We start from the raw sequence: 21,264 nt of genomic DNA on the forward strand, positions 1-21,264 counted from the left end.
CCTGACTTTTATCAAACTGGTGCGCACCTCGTGGGTAGTTTCCGCAGGTCGCAATGACGGCTCGCGAGTATCTCCCCATATGTCCCGAGAAGGCGCTCTACACTGGACGTGTGATGAAGCGAAATACATTGCACAGCAACATATTTGGGAGATCGGTAACTGTCGGATTGGTGGTGGGGTCGCCCATCAAGGCGGCGGATCTGGCCGATTCGAGTCGCCCCGGTGCGCATTTGGCCCAGCCGCTAGTGCGCAAAATCGGAGTCGGATGCGCATAAACACGCAGGTCACAGGCTTGCCCGATCGGCGGATCCGCTGCGGTGATAAAAGTCAGGTGACATGCTGAGCGCGTGCAAATCGCCGCACTAGGAAACCGGTCGACCGGGTCGACTCTCGCTGCAATCCTGCTTGCCGCCGCTGCCGTGGTATCGGCGCCACCAGCACCAGCGGCCGGCCCCGACGACATCGCATTACTACGGAGAGAAGGGGTCACGGTTAAAAACCGCGACGCCACGATCGCGATGGGCCACACCGCGCCCTTGTCGCCATCAGGCTGCTATCCGCTAAGTAACAAGGGCACCTGCTACGAGCCCGGCGAACGCTGTCGTAATAGCGATCATGGAGCATCTGGGGTGGCCGGTGATGGCAAGAGCATAATTTGCGCGGACAACGACGGCTGGCGCTGGGAGCCAGCCTGAGACCCTTTGTCGCGGTCAGTCCCGCCAGTCCAGGTCAACGGGTCGGGGTCGAACACGTGGCCGCTCATCATGACAGCGGGGTGAAGGTCAGGGTCCACGGACCGTGGGTGTTCTGCACGTGAAACGTCGTGCGCCCGGTGGCGTGGTAGACAGCGGTGCCGCTGGCTGGGTCACTGCCTGCCGCGCATCCGCCAAGGACGGTGCCGCCTTCGGTGCCGTCGGCATGCACTGGCACCGCATCTATGCAGTTGCTCGTTGCCTGATAAGCCACTGTGTAACCACCGGCTACCAGGTCGGCTGTCTTGACCTGCTCATCACTGCCGCTAATGGTGACCGGGTATGCCGGTACCGCAGGGGTGGAGACGGTGGACGGAGGTGCCCCAGTGTCACCCACGGTCCCGTGATAGTTCCTGTCGGCTGTTGGTGTGTACGTACAGGCGCTGAGTGCAGTGACAGCTGCCGCGATGCTCACCACCACAGACTTACGAATTGTCATGGTCTTGCTCCCTGTTCGGTCTGGTCCCCCTCGTGGGCCTGGTATTGCACCAGCGCGCTGACAGATTAGTCGGTGACCTGCACCCGCCACGGCAGATCGGCGAATGCTTTTTCTGCCCCTGGTCGCCGCTAGGTCCCACCACACCGGCCACCCGCGAGTTCGTGGCTGTACGGCCGATACAGCGCGAGTTTTCTGGGACCGGCTGGCCGCCACCGCGCCACCCGGTTCATGATGTCGACCTGCATCAGGGAACCGCATGACAGCCGTTGCGTTACCCGTTGCGTTACATACCCGCCAGGGGTACCGATTTTGCTTTCGATGCGGTCGGCCAAAATGGCCGTTGACCTGCGTAAACTCTTGTCGGGCTGACAGGATTTGAACCTGCGACCACTTGACCCCCAGTCAAGTGCGCTACCAAACTGCGCCACAGCCCGGTCGCCAGTGAGTCCACCGGCGGCGGTCGAAAGCCTACCGCAGCCAGCCGGTAAACCCGGCCGCGGCCTCAGCGACCAGCGAGCCAGGATAGGACCCTTCGGCGCCTCACACGACGTCAGAAGCTGGTGAAATCCCCGACAATCGGCTCGGCCGCGCATGCGAGGCGGCGGCGATCGGATCTCCCACCGCTTTAACCAGGCCAACTGGGTCACCATTGACCACTTGCAAGATCCCGTTCAGGAAGAGATTGACTTGTCTGACGTTTGCACGAGTCTGCGCCCGGGGCGTTGAGTGTGCTCTCTGGGCGGGAAAATCGCTGAATTTGCGCCATGAGCGCACATTCGAATCCGTTGGTGCACAGTCGACGCGTCAAGCCGCACCGGAAGCGTCGCTCAGCGGCGCTTGGCTCCCCGCTTTTCACGCACCCGCACGTTGATCCGGATCGGACTGCCGTCGAACCCGAACGTCTCGCGCAGCCGCCGTTCCAGGAAACGCCGGTAGCCGGCCTCCAGAAAACCCGTGGTGAACAGCACGAACGTCGGCGGCCGAGCGGTGGCCTGGGTGGCGAACAGGATGCGCGGTTGCTTGCCCCCGCGCACCGGGGGCGGCGTGGCCGCCACCACCTCCTTTAACCAGGTGTTCAGCGGACCGGTCGCGATCCTGGTGTCCCAGGACGCCAGCGCGGTCTCCATCGCCGGCACCAGCCTCTGCACCGCTCGGCCCGTCTTGGCGGAGATGTTGACCCGTTGCGCCCACCGCAGCTGCGCCAATTCGCGGTCGATCTCCCGCTCCAGCAGCTCGCGCCGGTCCTCGTCGACCAGATCCCATTTATTGAACGCCAGCACCAGCGCGCGTCCGGCCTCGATGACCATGGACAGCACCCGCTGATCCTGCTCGGTCAGCGGCTGTGACCCGTCGATGAGCACGATCACCACCTCGGCCGCATCAATGGCCGAGTGGGTGCGCACCGAGGCATAGAACTCATGCCCGCTGGCCTGGCCGACCTTGCGCCGCAGGCCCGCGGTGTCGACGAACCGCCAGATCTTGCCGCCCAATTCGATGAGCGAGTCCACCGGATCCACCGTCGTCCCGGCGACCTCGTGGACCACCGAACGCTGATCGCCCGCCAGCTTGTTAAGCAGCGAGCTCTTGCCAACATTCGGCTTGCCGACCAGCGCCACCCGTCGTGGACCGCCCGCGGCCGGTGCGGCTTCGGACACCGCGGGCAGGGCGGCCAGCACCCGGTCGAGCAGATCGGCCACGCCGCGACCGTGCATCGCGCTGATCGCGTGCGGCTCACCCAGCCCCAGCGACCACAACCCCGCCGCATCCGCCTCGCCCTTCTCGCTGTCAACCTTGTTGGCGGCCAGAAAGACTGGCTTACCCGAGCGAAGCAGGATACGCGCCGCGGCCTCGTCGGCCGCGGTGGCACCGACGGTGGCATCGACCACCAGGATCACCGCATCGGCGGTGCGCATGGCCACCGAGGCCTGCTCGGCGACCAGCTGCTGCAGTCCCTTGGCGTCGGGCTCCCATCCCCCGGTGTCCTGCACGACGAACCGGCGCCCGGTCCACAGCGCGTCGTAGGAGACCCGGTCTCGCGTCACGCCGGGGATGTCCTGCACGACCGCCTCGCGCCGTCCCAGGATCCGGTTCACCAGTGTCGACTTGCCGACATTGGGCCGCCCCACCACTGCAACCACCGGCGCCGGACCGGCCTCGGCTGGCCCTTCCAGGCCGGAATCTAAAACCTGCCAGTCGCTTTCGTCGGTCCAGGTGCCGTCCTGAGTCACCGCACGGCCCCGCTTCGCTGCTTGACCAACTCCAGCAGGTGGGCGATCACTTGTGCCTCGGTCATGTCGCTGGTGTCGACGACCACCGCGTCTGAGGCCGCGCGCAGCGGCGACACCGGTCGAGTGGAATCGAGATGGTCGCGGCGTCGCACGTCGGCCAGCACCGCGTCATAGTCATCGGCCACACCCGACGCGACGTTCTGGTCGTTGCGCCGCCTGGCCCGGGTTTCCGCCGAGGCGGTCAAAAAGGTCTTCACCGGCGCGTCGGGCAATACCACGGTTCCGATGTCTCTGCCCTCGACGACGATATTGCCGGGGCCGCCGGCCAGGGCCCGCTGCAACTCGACGAGCCGCGTGCGCACGGCCGGAATCGACGACACCGCCGAGACCGCGCGGGTGACCTCATCTCCGCGGATCTCGGCCGAAACGTCTTCTCCGGCAAGGTAACAGTTGTCTGCGTCGGGGTCGTAGCTCACCGACATTTGCACCCTCGACGCGATCGACCCGACGACTTCGGCATCTGTCGGGTCGACCCCGGCGCGCAGTACCGCCAGCGTCACGATCCGGTACATCGCCCCGGTGTCCAGGTAGCGGGCTGCCAGCGCCCGCGCCAATCCCCTTGACACCGAGGACTTTCCGGTTCCCGCCGGACCGTCTATGGCGACGACGACATCGTTCACAGACCGACCGCTTCGTACAGTTGGCCGATCTCGTCACGGCGCAGCGCGCGGATGCTGCCCGGACGCTGCTCCCCCAGCGACACCGCGCCGAAGTCGGTGCGCACCAGCGCCTCCACCGGGAACCCCGTGGCCGCCAGCAGCCGTCGCACGATCCGATTACGTCCTTCGTGTAACGTCAACCGCAGCAACGTCTTACCGGGAATGGCGTCCACCACCGCGAATTCGTCGACCCGCGCCAGGCCGTCATCCAACTCGATTCCCGCTCGTAGCTTCTTGCCCAGCCCGCGCGGCACCGACCCGGTCACCGTCGCCAAATACGTCTTGGGCACCTCGTGGGACGGGTGCATCAGCCGGTGCGCGAGCTCGCCGTCGTTGGTCAGCAGGATCAGCCCTTCGGTGTCGGCGTCCAACCGCCCGACGTGAAACAGCCTCTTGTTGCCGCGCACCCGGTGCTCGATCAGGTCGCCGATGCAGGGCCGGCCACGATTGTCGGACATGGTCGAGTGCATGCCACGGGGCTTATTGAGGGCCAGGTACACCAGCGAGTCGTCGACGACCACCCTGGCCCCGTCGACGCGGATCACCGAGACGTTCGGGTCGACCCGGGTGCCCAGCTCGGTCACCACCTGTCCGTCCACCTCGACCCGGCCGTCCAGGATCAACTTCTCGGCGGCGCGTCGCGACGCAATTCCGGCCTGCGACAACACTTTTTGTAGACGGATTCCTTGGGTTTCGCCCATCAATCATGGTCCACGTCGAAGGACAGCGCCTGCTCGGGTGCCGGACCACCCGCAAGTTTGATGAAACGTGGCTCGCTGTCCAGGGATTCGGTCAGGTCCTCGATCGTGTCGACGTCGGGAAGCAACGGTGCGATATCGGGAAGGTCGGCCAGCGACGTCAACCCCAGGCGCTCGAGGAACAGCTCGGTGGTGGCGAACGTCACCGCGCCGGTGTCCTCGTCCACGCCGGCCTCGGTGATCAGGCCGCGCGCCAGCAGGGTGCGCATGACGGCGTCGACGTTGACGCCGCGGACGGCGCTCACTCGCGCACGCGTTACCGGCTGGCGGTAGGCCACCACAGCCAGCGTCTCCAGCGCGGCCCGGGTGAGTTTGGATCGCGCGCCGTCCAGCAGCAGCTTCTCCACGTAGGGCGCGAACCGGGCGCGGGTGTACATCCGCCAGCCCTCGCTGGTCTTTCGCAAGTCGATGCCGCTGTCGCGCTGGGTGAGTTCGTCGGCCATCTGCTGCAGCTTGGCGACGATCCGGTAGACGGGTTGCTGAGTGGCCGCGCCCAGCGCCTCCTCGGTGACCGGGGTATCCACCACTAGCAGCAGCGCCTCCAGCACGGAGCCCAGTTCGGCAGCGTCGATCGGCGCCGCCTCGGCGATGTCCGGAATGCCAGCGTCGAGATCGACGTCGGGCAAATCTTCAGTCACAAGCGCCGCTCCTCCTCATCGCTGCGCTCTGCATCGTCGCCGGCGCGAGTCATGACTGGTCCCGCACTTCTGCCAAGGCTTCGCTGGCCGGACGTTCCCCGGTCCACGAAATCTGGAGCACGCCAAGCGGCTCTGACTGGTCGAATGCTACCGTCCGGGTCCGATACAGTTCGAGCAGCGCCAGGAAGCGCCCGACGACCTCCATCGGCGCCTGGCAATCGGCGACCAGCTCAGAAAATGTGGCCCATCGGCCGCTGCCCCGCGCTTGAAGAATCGTCAGCAATTTCTCGGCCTGCTCGGGAATCGAGACCATCAGGTCATGCAGATGCCCGGTGGCCACCGTCGGAACCGGGCGCGGGGTGAACGCGATCGCGGCAATCTCGGCGAACCGTTCGGCGTCGACGCCGAGCATCACCTCGGGGAGCAGGTCGGTGAACCGGTCCTCCAGCGACACCGCACGCGGATAGCTGCGCAGCGCGGCGGCCTCCAACTCGGCGAACATCTCCGCGACGTGCTTGAACGCGCGATACTGCAGCAGCCGCGCGAACAGCAGGTCACGCACCTCCAGCAGCGCGAGGTCCTCTTCATCGTCGACCTGTCCGGCCGGCAGCAGCCGGGCGGCTTTGAGATCGAGCAGGGTCGCGGCGATCACCAGGAACGCGGTGGTCTCCTCCAAGCTCAGCTGCGAGCCGATCTCGCGGGCATACGCGATGAAGTCGTCGGTCACCTGGTGCAGCGCCAGCTCGGTGACGTCGAGGCGATGGGCGAAGATCAGCTGCAGCAGCAGATCGAACGGCCCCTCGAAGTTGGTCAGCCGGACCCGAAAACCGTCCGGGTAGCCGTTCTTCGGTGGCGCCTCACCGTTCACGCTGCCCTTCACGCGCCGAATCGGTGGATGAACTCGCGGGCCAGGGCGCGGTAGGCGATGGCGCCGGTCGACTTGGGAGCCCAGGTGGTGATGGGTTCGCCCGCCACGCTGGTCTCCGGGAACCGGACGGTGCGGGTGATCACGGTGTCGAACACCAGGTCACCGAACCGCTCCACGACGCGGGCCATCACCTCGCGCGCGTTCACGGTGCGCGGGTCGTAGCGAGTGAGCAGGATGCCGCTGATTTCCAGCTTCGGGTTGAGCCGGTCGCGCACCTTGTCGACGGTGTCGGTGAGCAGCGCCAGGCCGCGTAGCGAGAAGAACTCGCACTCGGTTGGGATGACCACGCCGTCCGCGCAGGCCAGCCCGTTGACGGTGAGCAGGCCCAGCGACGGCTGGCAGTCGATCAGCACGTAGTCGTAGCGGTCCAGCACCGGGTGCAACGCCCGGCCCAAGGTCTGCTCGCGACCCACCTCGTTGACCAGCTGGATCTCGGCGGCCGACAGATCGATGTTGCTGGGGACCAGATCCATGTGCTTGACCCGGGTGGAGAGCAGCACGTCGTCGATCGACACCCGCGGCTCGACCAGCACGTTGTGGATCGTCTTCTCCAACTCGTAGTGCGGAACGCCGAGACCCGCAGACAGTGCGCCCTGAGGGTCCATGTCCACCAGCAGCACCCGCCTGCCGTACTCGGCGAGCGCCGCGCCTAGGTTGATCGTCGACGTGGTTTTGCCGACGCCGCCCTTCTGGTTGCACATCGCGACGACCTTGGCCGGGCCGTGCGAGGTGCGCGGCGCCGGCTCGGGGATCGCCCGCGGCGGGCGTCCCGTCAGGCCGATCTCGACGCCGTTGTCCGGGTGCTCGGTCATCACGCCCGGCGTGTTCGGGAGGTGAACATCGCTGGAAAGTCTAACGGCTTCGCCCGTTTAAGCCGGGCGACCCGCGGGCGAGTCACCAGCCAATATGGACGGAAATCGGTGGTGGAGCGCTCAACCGTAAGGGGAGTTAACTTCAGTCACACCAGCACCATCCGGGAGGGTCATGAGTGAATCGCAAACGCGCTATCGCATGCGCTATCACTTTTGTAGCCCGCACTATCGTGGGATCTATGGATCTGAAGCGACGCATACCTTTGCTGCGGTGGTCGGTGTTGCGGATGGCCGTCGGGAATCGCAACTTCACCACCACGGGCCAGGTCGGTGACGGACGCGAAGCGGCCGCCGTCGACTACGTCCTGCAGAACGCCCGGGCCGGCGACATCGACGACGTGCTGGCCACCATCGACAAGTTCGCCTACGAAAAATCGATCCTGATCAACGTCGGCGACGAAAAAGGGCTGCTCCTCGACGCCGCGGTGCGGCGTGCCGATCCCAAGCTGGCGCTGGAGTTGGGCACCTACTGCGGTTACGGCTCGCTGCGGATCGCCAGGGCCGCCCCGAACGCGAAGGTCTACTCCGTCGAACTCGCCGAAGCCAACGCCGCCAATGCCCGGCGGATCTGGGCTCACGCGGGGGTCGCCGACCGCGTGACATGCGTCGTCGGCACCATCGGCGACGGCGGGGCCACGTTGGATGCGCTGGCCAGCGAGCACGGATTCGGCGCCGGTGCACTCGATTTCGTGTTCCTGGACCACGACAAGGACGCCTATCTGGACGACCTGAAGAGCATCCTGGGACGGGGCTGGCTGCATCCGGGGTCGATCGTGGTCGCCGACAACGTCAGGGTGCCTGGCTCGCCGAAGTACCGCGCGTACATGCGCCAGCAGCAGGGCAAGCTGTGGAACACCGTCGAGCACAAGGCGCACCTCGAATACCAGTCACTGGTGTCCGACCTGGTGCTTGAGTCCGACTACCTGGGCTAGCGACTCGCCGAACGTCGACTTGTCGTCGAGAATTGCCCCCAAATTCGCCCGACAACTCGACGTTCGGCGCAGGGCTAGGTCGCGCGCGGGTGGGCTCCGGCCCACACTTCGCGCAGCGCGTAGACCGTAACCAGCGTGTAGATCTGGGTCGTCGTCACCGAGGCGTGACCCAGTAGCTCCTGCACGACCCGGACATCAGCGCCGCCTTCCAGCAGGTGCGTGGCAAACGAATGCCGCAACATGTGCGGCGAGACACCCGACGTGATGCCGGCGCGCTCGGCGGCGTCCTGCAGCACTTGCCACGCGCTTTGTCGCGACAACCGCCCGCCGCGCGCATTGAGAAAAATGGCCGGCGTGCCGCGCCCCCGGCGAGCCAGCTCCGGGCGGCCCCGGACCAGATAGGCGTCCAGCGCTTGCACGGCGGGGCGCCCCACCGGCACCAGCCGCTGCTTGCCGCCCTTGCCGCACAGCAGCACGGACCTGGCCTGGGTGTCGATGTCGTCGACGTCGAGGCCGACGGCTTCCGAGATCCGAGATCCGGTGGAGTACAACAGTTCCAGCAGCGCTCGGTTGCGCAGCGTCAGCGGGCCGTCGGACGGGCTGTCGCCCCCCGCGCCTTCCAACAGCGCCAGCACCTCGTCGATCGTCAGGCTTTTGGGGAGCCGGCGGCCAGGCGTCGGCGGCCTGACGGCGCGCGCCACGTCCAACTCGGCCAGCCCTTCGGCGGCCGCGAACCGATGCAAACCGCGCACCGCGATCAGCGCCCGCGCCGCCGACACCGCCGACAGCGCCGCCGTCCCGGCTTCGGGATCGCCGCGCCGCAGGGACACCAAAAACTCGCTGACGTCGTCCTCGCCGACCTTGGCCAAATCGTGAATTCCACGGTCCGACAGGTGCTTGCTATAGCGGCGCAGGTCGCGGCGATAAGAGTTCAGCGTGTTCTGCGCCACGCCGCGCTCGATTGTCAGGTGGTCCAGGTAGCCCTGCAGTTGTGAATCCAGTGCCACCGTCGTCATTGGGCAGCCTTTCGCGCGGCGAATGCCGTCGGCTTGTCGAGCCACGGGCTGTCCCGTGGTCGCGGCTGTGCCACACCGTTGGTCACCGCATGCGCGGCCAAAATCCCGGCAACCGCGATGGCATTGACGATCTCGCCGCTGAGCACCTTGCGGGTGGCTTCCGCCAGCGGATGCCACTCCAACGTCATATCGGCTTCTTCGTCATGCGCCGCGGGCCGGTCTACATGACTGAGTCCGGTGGCCAGGTAGACGCGCACCGATTCGTCGCTGAACCCCGGCGTGGAATCGAGGTCGACGAGCACGCCCCAAGTGCTGGCTTTGAGGCCGGCCTCCTCTTGGAGCTCCCTGGCGGCGGTGATATGCGCCGCCTCGCCGCCGACGTCGAGCAGCCCGGCGGGCAGTTCCCAAAGCCGCCGACCGACCGCGTGGCGGTACTGATAAACCATCGGGACATTGCCGCCGTCGTCTATCGCCAGCACGGCCACCGCGCCGAAGTGCTCGACGACCTCGCGGGTGACGACTTTGCCGCCCGGCATCCGGACGCGATCGCGGCGCAGCGCGAAAATCTTTCCGGTGTGCAGCGTTTCGGATGACGCCGTCTCGAATACGTGCTCAGGCACGGGCCGCGGGCTGGGGTTGCGGCCGCTGAGCGCTGTCTCGATGGTTGCCGTTGGACGAGTGCTGCTCGGTGATTTCGGGCATCTCGACGGGTAGCAGCTCCGCCGCTTTGTAGTCGAGGGCCGCCCCGACGAATGCGACAAACAGTGGGTGCGGCCGGGTCGGCCGGCTCTTCAGTTCGGGGTGGGCCTGGGTGCCGACGATGAATGGGTGCACGTCTGCCGGGTACTCGACGAACTCCACCAGATGGCCGTCGGGCGAGGTCCCGGAAAACTTCAGGCCGCTTTCGGCGATCTTGTCGCGGTAAGCGTTGTTGACCTCGTAGCGGTGCCGGTGCCGCTCGGACACCTCCGTCGCTTGATAGGCCTGCGCCACAATCGAATCCGGCTGCAGCACCGCGGGGTAGGCGCCCAGGCGCATGGTGCCGCCGAGATCGGCTTGGCCGGCGACGATATCTTCTTGGTCGGCCATCGTGGAGATAACGGGATCCGGTGTGTTCGGGTCGAATTCGGCCGAGTCGGCCTGGGTCAGGCCGGCCGCGCGCGCAGCCTCGATCACGATGCACTGCAGACCGAGGCATATCCCCAGTACCGGCAACCCCCTCGCGCGGGCGTACTGGATGGCGGCGATCTTGCCCTCGATTCCGCGGATGCCGAACCCGCCGGGAATCAGCACACCATGCACGTTGTCGAGCACGGCCGCCGTATCGCTCGCCGTCTCGCAGTCATCGGCAGCCACCCAAACCATCTCGACCTTCGCGTGGTGTTTGAAGCCGCCGGCACGCAGCGCTTCGATCACCGACAGGTAGGCATCGGAAAGTTCCACATACTTTCCTACCAACGCAATTCGTACCGTCTCCTGCGGTTCGTGAACCCTGCGCAGCAGGTCGTCCCACTCGGCCCAGTCCACGTCGCGGAACGGCAGGTTGAGCCGGCGCACGACAAACGCGTCGAGTTCCTCGCGGTGCAAAACCTTCGGGATGTCGTAGATCGACGCCGCGTCCGGAGTCGAGATGACGCCGTCGATATCGACGTCGCAACTCAGCGCGATCTTGTTCTTCAGCGGCTCGGGAACATCGCGGTCGCAGCGCAGGATCAGCGCGTCCGGCGTGATGCCGACGCTGCGCAGCGCGGCCACCGAGTGCTGCGTGGGCTTGGTCTTGAGTTCGCCCGACGGGGCCAGGTAAGGCACCAGCGACACGTGCAGAAAGAACACGTTTTCCCGGCCGAGGTCGTGGCGGACCTGCCGCGCCGCCTCCAGGAAGGGCTGCGACTCGATATCGCCTACGGTGCCCCCGATTTCGGTGATCACAACGTGCGGACGGTTGCCGTCGGCGTCCGGTTGAGCCATCGCCAGGATGCGCCGCTTGATCTCGTCGGTGATGTGCGGAATGACCTGGACGGTGTCGCCGAGATATTCGCCGCGTCGCTCTTTGGCGATGACGGTCGAATAAACCTGTCCGGTAGTAACGTTCGCAGAGCCGGAGAGATCTCGATCCAGGAACCGCTCGTAGTGACCTACGTCGAGGTCGGTCTCGGCACCGTCCTCGGTGACGAAGACCTCGCCGTGCTGGAACGGGTTCATCGTGCCCGGGTCGACGTTGAGGTAGGGGTCGAGCTTCTGCATCGTGACGTACAACCCGCGGGCGGTCAGCAGCTGCCCGAGGCTGCTGGCGGTCAACCCCTTGCCCAGCGAGGAAGCGACACCACCGCTGACGAAGAGGTGCTTGGTGGCGGATTGCGGGTGCTTTCGCACTGGCGACCTCCGTGAAGACGGGCAGGGCTTAAATGTTTCTAGCCTTGACTAGTTGGGCCTGCCGACCCACGGGAATCCACCCTAACATCCGGCACGCGGTGGTGCCGCGAACACGCCCTAGAGGCGCCCCTGAAGCTTTACCGCGCCTACTGAGGCACCGTGATCGACGTGGCCCCGTGTCCGGTGCCGTACTGCCCGATATGGCCGCCGTTGATCAGATCATGCAGGCCCAGGATCGCAGTGATCCGCCCGGGCGCGGTGTCGACGTCGTCGACGGTGCTGATCGTGGAGGACATGCCGGCGTCGGCGCGGGTGACGGCGACCGCGGCGCCTCCCGTCGCCGAACCGTCGCGACCGGCGAGCAGCGTGCCCGTGCCGTGCGGCGCCAGCGCGGCGGAGAACCGGGCCACGCTGACTCCCTGATTGCCGGCGTCTTGGGGTAGCGAGCCGCCGGTAATCACCAGCGCGGCGTTCGCCGCCCCTATGTGATCGCCGGCCTGATACGTGATGAAACCGGTGTCGCGCAGCGCCGCCAGCACGGTATCCCGCTGGGGATCGTCGACGGGCGGCACGGCCGGGTTGGCGTTGATCAGCAAGGCGATGCCCAACAGGTCGCCGGCCTGCGAACCCTGGTCGACGAGCTTGGTGCTCAACTGCTGGCCGGCGGGCAGGATCGCCGAGTTCACCACGGTCCGCAGCTTCTCCGCGGAGTTGGCATCGACAAACTCCTGCGTCAGCGACACCGTTCCGGTGACCGTGCCGCCGGCCTGGCCGATGAATTTCGTGACCGCGGCCACGTCGTCGTCCTTTGCGTCCGGGGTGCGGAACACGACCACCGATTTGCCGCCCAGCGCGTCATGCACTATCCGGCCGACCAGTTGGTTATCGAAATTGTTTGCCGCAGTGAGCTTTTCGTTCAGCACATTCTTCTGATCATTGAGGCCGCTGATCTGTGAGTACAGGTCGCGCTTCTCGTCACGCAGGCTGGACAACAGGGTGTCCGACAAGAAGCCGGAGCCCAGCACGACTCCCACGGCTAACGCCAGGAAGACGGCGGCCAGCGAAAACGCATGTTGGCGTAACGAGATCATTTACCGCACCGTCCTGAAAAACTAGGTGATCAAGTGCTGAACCCAAAGGGAGAAGTGGTTCCAGTAGTCGAGGATCCAGTGCAGCACCACGCCGTCGGTCCGGGACACCCACAGGGCGACGATGACGGCGATCAGCATCGTCAGAGCCAAGAGCGCGATGGCACCCGCCGAGATGTGGTTGCGGTACAAGGTGGCGACAGCCTTGGCGTCCACCACCTTCTCCCCTACCCGGAGCCTGGTCAGAAAGGTGGAGGGATTGCTTTGCGTGCGCGTCCGGTCGAAGAACGTCTCGATGTTGGCGGTATGGCCGGCCGTCACCAGCAACGAGGCGCCGTGGTGATCGGCCAGCAGCAGGGCCAGATCCATCGCCGAACCCGCGGCCGGAAAGGTCATCGCCCCGACCCCGAGGTCCTGAATTCGTTCCAAACCGGGCGCGTGGCCGTCGGCATCGGCGGGCAACACCACGTGCCCACCGCACTTGAGGGCTTCGGTGCTGATCTGGTCGGGGTCGCCGACGATGATCTGGGGCCGATAACCCGCCTTACGCAACACATCCGCGCCGCCGTCGACACCGACGAGCACCGGCTGGTACTCCTTTATGAACGGCTTGAGGGACCTCAGATCATCGGCGGCGCAGGGCTCGTCCGCGACGATCAACACATGGCGGCGACGCAGGTCGATGTCGATGTCGGGAATGCCGATGCCGTCGATCAGCAGCGGGCTTTCACTCTTGATGAACTCAATCGTGTTGCCGGCGAACGCCTCCAGGTGGGCAGCCAGTCCGCTCTTGGCCTCCCGCATCAGGTCGGCGATGTCGTGATCGGTGCGCTCGGTGCCGCGGGCCAGCCGGCGGTCGCCGGCGTACACCCCGCCCTCGTACAGCCGAATCTTGGCGCCGTCCTTGACCTTCTTGAAAACGTCGGGCCCGGTCTCGTCGATCAGGGTGACGCCGTTGTTGACCAGCACCTCCGGACCGAGATTGGGATAGCGGCCGGAGACCGACGGCGAGGCGTTGATGACGGCGGCGATGTCTGCTTCCACTAGCGCGTCCGCGGTGATGCGGTCCAGATCCAGCACATCGAGCACCACAATGTCGCCGGGGCAGACCCTGCGCAGCAAGCGGTCGATGTTCCGGTCCACCCGGGCGGTGCCCGTGAGGCCCGGCCGGGAGGCATGACGCGATAGCAGCCCTGACATCTTCATGGGGGCGATTCTGTCCGTGAAGCACGGGTCAGGCGGGGAGGCGCGCCGTAACATCTGCCTCAGAAGTTATCTATAGTCACATCTGTCACAGGCGGGTGCCGATATGGTCTCGAATGTCGACTTATTGGGCTAAATGAGGCCCGATACCCGCAACAAGTCGACGCTCGGGGTTGGAGAAACCCTAGATCTCATCCTTCTGAGCCGCGTCGAGGAGTTCACGGGCGTGGGCGCGGCCGCTGTCGGATTCACCCAGACCGGCCAGCATCCGCGCCAGCTCGGCCACCCGGTCGTCGCCGGTCACCCGCCGCACTCCGCTGGCACCCTTTTCTCCGGCGGTATGCACCACCAGATGCACGTCGGCATACGCCGCGACCTGCGGCAAGTGCGTGACCACGATGACCTGGTGGGTGCGGGCCAGCCGGGCCAGCCGGCGCCCGATCTGCACCGCGGCCCAGCCGCCGACGCCGGCATCCACCTCATCGAACACCATCGTGGTGCCTACTGAATATTTTCGCGAGGCTGCCAGCACCACTTCCAGGGCCAGCATCACCCGGGATAACTCGCCGCCGGACGCGCTCTTGGCCAGCGGGAGCACCGTCATGCCGCGGTGCGCCGCGAAGCCGAACTCCACCTGGTCGACGCCGTCGCCGCCGGCCCGGGCCCGCTGGCCGGAGGGCAGCCCGAGTGTCGCGGGGTCATCCTGGCTTGTCGCGATTTCAGTGGTCACGCCGATGGTGAATTCGGCATCGGCCATCGCGAGCGCGGACAACTCCGCGGTCACCTCTTTGGCCAGCCGCTTGGCGGCTTTGCGCCGAATGTTGCTGAGATCGACTGCGGCTTCGGATAATTCACGTGCCAGCTCATCGGCCCGGCGTTCCAGCGCCGCCAGGCCGTCCTCGGAGACGTCGAGTTGCGCCAGCCGTTCGCGGGACTCGTGTGCCCACCGCAGCACTCCGTCGATGTCCGCGGCGTACTTGCGGGTCAGGGTGCGCAATTGGGCTTGACGGGCCAGTTTGGATTCGAGCGCGCTGGCATCGACCGGCAGCTCGTCCAGAAAGCCGCCGAGTTCGCCGGCCGCATCGACCACGACCGTCAGGGCCTCGCCGATTTGGCCGGCCAATGCCTGCAGCGTCGCATCATCGGTCGATTCGAGTGTGGCCCTGGCCCTCCCCAGCCTGTCGGCAGCGCTTTCGCCGGAGAAGTCGGCGTCTTCCGCGGACAATGCCGCACGCGCAATGGCCGCGGCCTCGCGCAGCGTGTCCAGTTCGGAGAGCCGCAGGATGTCGGCGACCAGCGCGTCGTCTTCCCCGGGTTGCGGGTCGACGGTGTCGATCTCGTTGAGCGCGAATTTCAATCGATCCGCCTCTTGGGCGAGTTCGCGGGCCCGGTTGCGGCGGTCGACGAGGTCGCGCCGCGCCGACAGCCAGGCGTCACGCAGTTTCCGGTAGCGCTCGCACGCGGGACCGGCGCCCGCGAAGCGGTCCAGCGCGCCACGTTGTTCCTCGGGCCGCATCAACCGCAGCTGGTCGTTCTGCCCGTGCAGGGTGAGCAGCTCGGTGGTGAAGCCGCTCAGCGACTTGGCGGGCACACTGCGGCCGCCCAGATACGCGCGCGACGGCCCGTCGCGGCTGACCGATCGCAGCGCGATCACACTGCCGTCCTCGTCGCGCTCCGCCCCCGACGTGTCCAGCGTCTCATCCAGAGCAGCGACGGCGGTGTCGTCGAGATCGGTTGTCGTGAAACGACCTTCGACGACCGCACGGTCGGCTCCGGACCGGACCCGGGTGGCGTCGGCGCGGGCACCCCCGAGCAGGTGCAGCCCGGTCACCACCATGGTTTTGCCCGTGCCCGTCTCACCGGTCAGCACCGTTAACCCGCGATCGAACTCGGCGGTGGCAACGCTGATGGCGCCCAGCGACTGGATGCGGATTTCGGTCAGCATTCGGTCAGCACCGTGCCAGGGCCGTTACTTCCCGCGCCATCCGGTCACCGGCAACCGGAATTTGCGCACCAGGCGGTCCGTGAAAGGCGCGCTGTCGAGGCGCGCCCACCTCACCGGTGTTCCACAACGGGTGACCTCGATCCGCCCGCCGGCCGGTATCCGCATTTCGCGGCGGCCGTCGCAGAACACCAGGGCGTCGTGACCGTCTCCTTCTATCTCGATCGCGACGGTGGCTTCGGGACTGGTGACCATGGGCCGGCCGAACAGCGCGTGAGCGTTGTTGGGAACCACCAGAATTGCTTCGAGGTCCGGCCACAACACCGGACCGCCGGCCGAGAACGCGTAAGCGGTGGATCCGGTCGGCGTTGACACCAACACCCCGTCGCAGCCGAACGCCGACACCGGCCGGCCATCGATTTCGACGACCACCCCGAGCACACCCAGCCGCGGCCCCTTTTCCAGGCTGACCTCGTTCAGTGCCCATCCCTGCTCGATGACGCGACCCTTTCGGCGCACGCTCACGTCGAGCGTCAGGCGGTTCTCCACCCGGTAGTCCTGTGCGACGACGTGCTCGAGCACGCGATCGATGTGCTCCGCTTCGGCCTCGGCCAAGAAGCCGATCCGGCCCAGGTTCACGCCCAGCACCGGGATTCCGGCGTTTCGGGCCAGTTCGGCCGCCCGCAAGAAGGTGCCATCGCCGCCAAGCACCAGCACCAGTTCGCAGCCCTCGGCGGCGTTCGCGTCAGCGTCGACCACCTCGATCTCGACGCCCATTGCCCGCATGTCGTCGGGAGAAAGGTGCAGCGATCCCCGATCGACCGCCTCGGCGGACAGCACCCGAAGCGCAATCCCATTGTCGCCCAGCACTTTCTGAACGCGCCGCGCGGTATCGGTCGCCTCCTCGCGGCCGGTATGGACCACCAGCAGGACGGTCCGGACAGTACTCATTGCGGGCCCTCCTCAACGGCGTGGCGCACCGCATCTCCCAGCCCGTCATCCGATAGCGGCCGATCGGTCTGGGCGCGCAACCACAGGAAGTATTCGACATTGCCCGACGGGCCCGGTAGCGGGCTGGCGGTGACGTCGACGGTGTGCCAGCCCAGCTGCCCGGCACGGCGCGCGACGGTCAGCACCGCGTCGGCACGCAAGCCGGGGTCGTGGACCACTCCTCCGGCGCCGACCTGGCCCTTCCCCACCTCAAACTGCGGCTTCACCATGGGAACGATATCCGCGCTCGGCCAAGCACATCCAGCCAGCGCGGGCAACACGGTGGTCAGCGAGATGAATGACAGGTCGGCGACGACCAGGTCGACCGGCCCGCCGATCGCCTCGGGCGACAGGTCACGCGCGTTGGTGCGCTCGACGACGATCACCCGCGGATCGCTGCGCAGCGACCAGGCCAGTTGGCCGTACCCCACGTCCGCGGCAACCACCTCGGCGGCCCCGCGATCCAGCAGCACTTCGGTGAACCCACCCGTCGACGCCCCGGCGTCCAGGCAGCGGCGGCCCGCGACTGGGATCCCTAAGGTGTCCAGCGCACCAATGAGCTTGTGCGCCCCGCGCGACACCCAGCCGCGTCCGCCGTCGCCGGCGACGGTCAAAGCCGCGGTGACGGCGACGGCGGTGCCCGGCTTGCGCGCAGGGAGGCCGTCGATCTTCACCTTCCCGGCGTCGATCAGCTCCGCGGCCTGCTGACGAGATCGCGCGAGGCCCCGCCGCACGAGCTCGGCGTCAACGCGGGCGCGTCGAGGCATGTGCGGGCTCAGCCCTTCTCCGCCGACTCCAGCGCCTGCAGGAGCACATCGTGCGCCTCGGAGAGACGGCGTGCTATCTCTTCCAGCTCGGCGAGCGACGGCCCGTGTTCGGGGTTTTCCGGGTCACCGGCATCCGGCAGCTGGGCGAGCAGGGCCTCGATTTCAGCGCGAAGCTGATCAGGATCGATGTTCATTGCGTCCTTACGCTAGTCGCTGTGCACCAAAGACCAGCGCTGCAGCGCGTCGCGGGCGCGGTCGTCGCTGGGCTCGATGGGGAGGGGCCGCCCGTCCAGCCGACCGCCCCATAGCGCGGCGGCAACCGCGCGGACGATTGACAGCCCGTCGCCGTCGTCTGCGCCATTAGCGCCGACCGTCACCGCCGTAGCACCGATGTCGACGTGCCAGCCCGGCTGCGGCCCCACCGCGAGCACCTCGCCGTCCTGGTGCAGCGAGCGCAGGTCGTGGCCGATGTAGGTGGGCCGACGGGCGGGCTCGGCGTAGACCGCGTCCCGGGCGGTGTTGACCCCGGTGAGCACCATCAGGCTGGGCAGCTGGGCGGCGTTGGCGCCTTCGATGTCGGTGTCCAACCTGTCACCGATTACCAAGGGCGCGCGGAAGTTGCCCCTGGCCACCGCGTCTGCCAACAGTCGCGGCCCCGGTTTGCCGGCGACCCGGGGTTCGGCGCCGGTGGCCACCCGCAGCGCGGCCACCAAAGACCCGTTCCCGGGCAGCAGGCCGCGCTCGGTGGGCAGGGTGGGGTCGACGTTGGCCGCCACCCACAGAGCGCCGGCCCGGATGGCCAGCGCGGCCTCGGCAAGATCCGGCCAGCCGATGGTCGTGGAGAGGCCCTGTACGACGGCGACCGGGTTGTCGTCGTAGCGGCGCACCGGACGCAGTCCGACCGCGGCGATCTCGTTGGCCAACGCATCGGTGCCCACAATCAGCACCCGGGACTCCGGCGGTAGCTGATCGGCCAGCAGGTGGGCCGCGCTCTGGGCGCTGGTGACGACGTCGTCACCGGTCGCGGTGAAGCCGAGCTCGCGCAAGTGCGACGCGACCTCGTCGGCGCTACGGGAGGCGTTGTTGGTGACATACAGCTTGCGGCTTTGCACCTCGTCCAGCGACCGCACCGCCCCCGTCGTGGGCGAAGCGCCGCGAAATACCGTCCCGTCCAGGTCTATCAGCAGGCAATCATATTCCTGCGCAATCGTTTTCACGCTGAACCTGTCACTTCACCCGAGTTCGCTGACCCGGTCTTCGGCATCGGTGACGCCTTCAACATCGGCGGCCGCGGAGCGCAAAAACCATTGCAGCGCCTCGTCGTGGCGGCCGAGCGCCAACAGTGTGTCCGCGTAGGCGTAGAACAACCGCGCCGCCGTCGAGCCCTTGCGACTCGGGTCCAGCTGCGGCGTGGACAACAGGGTCAGCGCCTGCTCCAGCTGCCCGAGATCGGAGCGCGCGCCGGCGGCAACGATGCGCAACTCGTCGGCGTCGTCACCGCTGAGCTCGGCCGCCTCGGGTCCGCGCGCCAATTCGATCGCGCGCTCCGGACGGCCAAGTCCGCGTTCGCAATCGGCGATCAGCGCGAGCAACGACGACTTGCTGCCCATCCTGCGCGCGGCACGCAGTTCGGCGAGTGCCTGGGCCCAATCGCCGCACTGGTAGGCGGCGATTCCGACGGCCTCGCGGACCACGGCGATCCGGCTGGATCGGGCGCGCGCCGCACGGGCGTGACGCAGGGCGGCCTCCGGGTCCTCGTCGATCAGCTCACCGGCGGCGACCAGGTGGCGCGCCACCGCGTCGGCAGTGGCGCGGTCCAAGGTGCTCAGTTCGCGCCTGATTTCGGGTGCCAATTGCTTGGCGTCCACCTCGGGCGGGATCGGGGGGCCGTCCTGCGCCGCGCGATGGCCGTCACCGGTTGTGCTCTTTGGCTGGACCGGGCGCGCGCGGCCGGGGCCCGACCAGGGGACCTCGCGTTCGGTGCGCGGCCCGCGCCATGGCGGGCCGCCAGACGCCGAGCGCGGTCGCCGTTCACCCCGGTGCGGTTGCCTGTCGTCGACCACTCTCCAAAGAATACGGGCAGCCTCTGCGACAGCAGCGGCTGCATCACCGCCGGACAGTACCGCTCTAGACGCTTTCTAGACCCTTTCTATCCCGGCGATATTCCGTTTGCCGCGACGCAGCACCAGCCACCGGCCGTGCAGGAAGTCCGAGGGCCGCGGCACCCACTCGTCGCTCTCGATGCGAATGTTGTTGACCGAAACGCCGCCCTCGCTGATCGTGCGTCGCGCGGCTCCCCGGCTGGCCGACAGGCCGCTGGCCACCAAAAGGTCGACGATCCCGTCGGGACCACCGGGTTTGAGCTCGGCGACCGAAGCCTCGCGCAACGCCGCGGCCAGCGTCGCCTCGTCGAGACGGTCCAGTTCGCCCTGCCCGAAGAGTGCCCGGCTGGCGTGCTCGGCCGCCTCGGTGGCCGCCTCGCCGTGCACCAGGACGGTCAGCTCGGTGGCCAGCCGCCGTTGGGCGGCACGCTGCTGCGGGCGCTCGGCCGTCGCCTGTTCGAGCTCGGCGAGCTCCTCGGGCGACAAGAAGGTGAACCACCGCAGGTAGCGGATCACATCGGCGTCGGCGGTGTTGATGAAGTACTGGTACCAGGCATACGGGCTGGTCATCTGCGGGTCCAGCCACAGGCTGCCGCCGCCGGTGGATTTGCCGAACTTGGTGCCGTCGGCGGCGGTCACCAGCGGCACCGTGAGCGCGTGGACCGTCGCACCGAGTTTCTGGCGGACCAGGCGGACCCCGGCGATGATGTTGCCCCACTGATCGGAGCCGCCGATCTGCAGTGTGCAGCCGTGGCGCTGATGCAATTCGACGTAGTCGTTGGCCTGCAGCAGCATGTAGCTGAACTCCGTGTAGGAGATCCCCTCCCCCTCCAGGCGCCGCCGGATGGTGTCGCGATCGAGCATCACGTTGACCGAAAAGTGTTTGCCGACGTCGCGCAGGAACTCGATCGCCGACATGTCGCGTGTCCACTCGAGATTGTTCTCGACGATGGCGCCGCTCGGCGAAGCGTCGAAATCGACGAAGCGTTCCAGCTGCCGGCGGATCCGCTCGGTCCATTCCACGACGGTGTCCGCCTCGTTGAGGCTGCGCTCGCCGGTGTCACGCGGGTCACCGATCATGCCGGTGGCGCCGCCGGCGAGCACGATCGGACGATGCCCGGCGCGCTGAAACCGCCGCAACGCCAGCAGCGGCACCAGGTTGCCGGCATGCAGGCTCGGCGCGGTCGGGTCGAAGCCGGCGTAGACCGTCATCGGCCCGCGCTGCGCTTCGGCGGCGAGCGCATCGAGGTCGGTGGACTGGGCGATCAGCCCCCGCCAGCCCAGCTCGTCGAGGATCATGGTGGAAGAGTCTTCCAGAGCGCCGACGAGCGTCGACTTGTTGTGCGGTTTCGGGCATTCTCGCCCAACAACTCGACGTTCGGCGCAGACCGGGCTAGACGGTATGGGGGGCTGGGGCCTCGCTCACATGTGAACGTGGGTTGCCGACAGGGTGGTCCTGGTCGGTAGAGCCACAGATGTGGGAGGCCCCAGTGGAGATTTATCGTACGAGTGTCGGG

At 67.1% G+C, this 21,264-nt stretch carries 20 protein-coding genes and 1 tRNA gene; 1 reads left to right on the plus strand and 20 read right to left on the minus strand.

The window, feature by feature from the left end; translation table 11 throughout:
* Positions 1–762: 762 nt before the first annotated feature.
* The 8 genes from ACLP4W_RS03060 to ACLP4W_RS03095 all read right to left on the minus strand — a co-directional run bounded on the left by ACLP4W_RS03060 (position 763) and on the right by ACLP4W_RS03095 (position 7,274).
* Positions 763–1,089 carry a hypothetical protein gene (locus ACLP4W_RS03060; protein WP_442384009.1) on the minus strand — a complete coding sequence of 109 codons (327 nt, stop codon included), beginning with the start codon at positions 1,087–1,089 and terminating at the stop codon, positions 763–765.
* Positions 1,090–1,551: 462 nt separating this feature from the next.
* A tRNA-Pro gene (locus ACLP4W_RS03065) sits at positions 1,552–1,625 on the minus strand.
* A 393-nt stretch (positions 1,626–2,018) separates the two neighbouring features.
* Positions 2,019–3,419, minus strand: coding sequence for a ribosome biogenesis GTPase Der (der, locus tag ACLP4W_RS03070; protein ID WP_442384011.1), 1,401 nt, complete (start codon positions 3,417–3,419; stop codon positions 2,019–2,021).
* Positions 3,416–4,099, minus strand: a complete 684-nt coding sequence (gene cmk, locus ACLP4W_RS03075) for a (d)CMP kinase (RefSeq protein WP_442384013.1) — start codon at positions 4,097–4,099, stop codon at positions 3,416–3,418. The genes der and cmk overlap by 4 nt, the downstream gene beginning before the upstream one ends.
* A complete protein-coding gene (locus ACLP4W_RS03080; protein WP_442384015.1) occupies positions 4,096–4,839 on the minus strand; it encodes a pseudouridine synthase in 744 nt (247 codons plus the stop codon). Before ACLP4W_RS03080 ends, cmk begins: the two co-directional genes overlap by 4 nt.
* Positions 4,839–5,534, minus strand: coding sequence for an SMC-Scp complex subunit ScpB (scpB, locus tag ACLP4W_RS03085; protein ID WP_442384017.1), 696 nt, complete (start codon positions 5,532–5,534; stop codon positions 4,839–4,841). The genes ACLP4W_RS03080 and scpB overlap by 1 nt, the downstream gene beginning before the upstream one ends.
* Before the next feature lie 49 nt (positions 5,535–5,583).
* On the minus strand, positions 5,584–6,423 hold the full coding sequence (locus ACLP4W_RS03090; protein ID WP_442384046.1) for a segregation/condensation protein A: 840 nt from the start codon (positions 6,421–6,423) through the stop codon (positions 5,584–5,586).
* On the minus strand, positions 6,411–7,274 hold the full coding sequence (locus ACLP4W_RS03095) for a ParA family protein (protein ID WP_442384019.1): 864 nt from the start codon (positions 7,272–7,274) through the stop codon (positions 6,411–6,413). Before ACLP4W_RS03095 ends, ACLP4W_RS03090 begins: the two co-directional genes overlap by 13 nt.
* Positions 7,275–7,513: 239 nt before the next feature.
* Between ACLP4W_RS03095 and ACLP4W_RS03100 the strand changes: the two genes are divergently transcribed.
* Positions 7,514–8,266, plus strand: coding sequence for an O-methyltransferase (locus ACLP4W_RS03100; protein ID WP_442384021.1), 753 nt, complete (start codon positions 7,514–7,516; stop codon positions 8,264–8,266).
* Positions 8,267–8,340: 74 nt separating this feature from the next.
* Here ACLP4W_RS03100 and xerD read toward each other — a convergent pair whose 3' ends face one another.
* From xerD to tyrS, 12 genes are all read right to left on the minus strand, one after another.
* Entirely contained in the window at positions 8,341–9,282 is a 942-nt protein-coding gene (gene xerD, locus ACLP4W_RS03105; protein ID WP_442384023.1) for a site-specific tyrosine recombinase XerD, read from the minus strand.
* A complete protein-coding gene (locus ACLP4W_RS03110) occupies positions 9,279–9,902 on the minus strand; it encodes an NUDIX domain-containing protein (protein WP_442384025.1) in 624 nt (207 codons plus the stop codon). Before ACLP4W_RS03110 ends, xerD begins: the two co-directional genes overlap by 4 nt.
* Positions 9,895–11,655, minus strand: coding sequence for a CTP synthase (locus ACLP4W_RS03115; RefSeq protein WP_442384027.1), 1,761 nt, complete (start codon positions 11,653–11,655; stop codon positions 9,895–9,897). The genes ACLP4W_RS03110 and ACLP4W_RS03115 overlap by 8 nt, the downstream gene beginning before the upstream one ends.
* Positions 11,656–11,801: 146 nt before the next feature.
* Complete coding sequence (locus tag ACLP4W_RS03120) at positions 11,802–12,746, minus strand: copper transporter (protein WP_442384029.1); 945 nt, start codon at positions 12,744–12,746, stop codon at positions 11,802–11,804.
* 21 nt (positions 12,747–12,767) lie between these two features.
* Entirely contained in the window at positions 12,768–13,949 is a 1,182-nt protein-coding gene (gene steA, locus ACLP4W_RS03125) for a putative cytokinetic ring protein SteA (RefSeq protein WP_442384031.1), read from the minus strand.
* Between the two features lie 181 nt (positions 13,950–14,130).
* Positions 14,131–15,891, minus strand: coding sequence for a DNA repair protein RecN (gene recN / locus ACLP4W_RS03130; RefSeq protein ID WP_442384032.1), 1,761 nt, complete (start codon positions 15,889–15,891; stop codon positions 14,131–14,133).
* 24 nt (positions 15,892–15,915) lie between these two features.
* Positions 15,916–16,839 (minus strand): NAD kinase, encoded by a 924-nt coding sequence (locus ACLP4W_RS03135; protein WP_442384034.1) that lies wholly within the window; start codon positions 16,837–16,839, stop codon positions 15,916–15,918.
* The gene (locus tag ACLP4W_RS03140) at positions 16,836–17,645 is read right to left on the minus strand and encodes a TlyA family RNA methyltransferase (protein WP_442384036.1); all 810 of its coding nucleotides are present in this window, start codon (positions 17,643–17,645) and stop codon (positions 16,836–16,838) included. The genes ACLP4W_RS03135 and ACLP4W_RS03140 overlap by 4 nt, the downstream gene beginning before the upstream one ends.
* An 8-nt stretch (positions 17,646–17,653) precedes the next feature.
* Complete coding sequence (locus ACLP4W_RS03145; protein WP_442384038.1) at positions 17,654–17,839, minus strand: hypothetical protein; 186 nt, start codon at positions 17,837–17,839, stop codon at positions 17,654–17,656.
* Positions 17,840–17,851: 12 nt separating this feature from the next.
* Positions 17,852–18,862 (minus strand): HAD hydrolase-like protein, encoded by a 1,011-nt coding sequence (locus tag ACLP4W_RS03150; protein WP_442384040.1) that lies wholly within the window; start codon positions 18,860–18,862, stop codon positions 17,852–17,854.
* A gap of 15 nt (positions 18,863–18,877) precedes the next feature.
* Positions 18,878–19,708: a tetratricopeptide repeat protein gene (locus tag ACLP4W_RS03155; RefSeq protein ID WP_442384042.1), complete on the minus strand. Its 831-nt coding sequence runs from the start codon at positions 19,706–19,708 to the stop codon at positions 18,878–18,880.
* A 75-nt stretch (positions 19,709–19,783) separates the two neighbouring features.
* Positions 19,784–21,046, minus strand: a complete 1,263-nt coding sequence (gene tyrS, locus ACLP4W_RS03160; RefSeq protein ID WP_442384044.1) for a tyrosine--tRNA ligase — start codon at positions 21,044–21,046, stop codon at positions 19,784–19,786.
* Positions 21,047–21,264 lie beyond the last annotated feature (218 nt).

Origin of the sequence: Mycobacterium sp. (assembly GCF_052145595.1) — a bacterium.
Lineage (GTDB): Bacteria > Actinomycetota > Actinomycetes > Mycobacteriales > Mycobacteriaceae > Mycobacterium.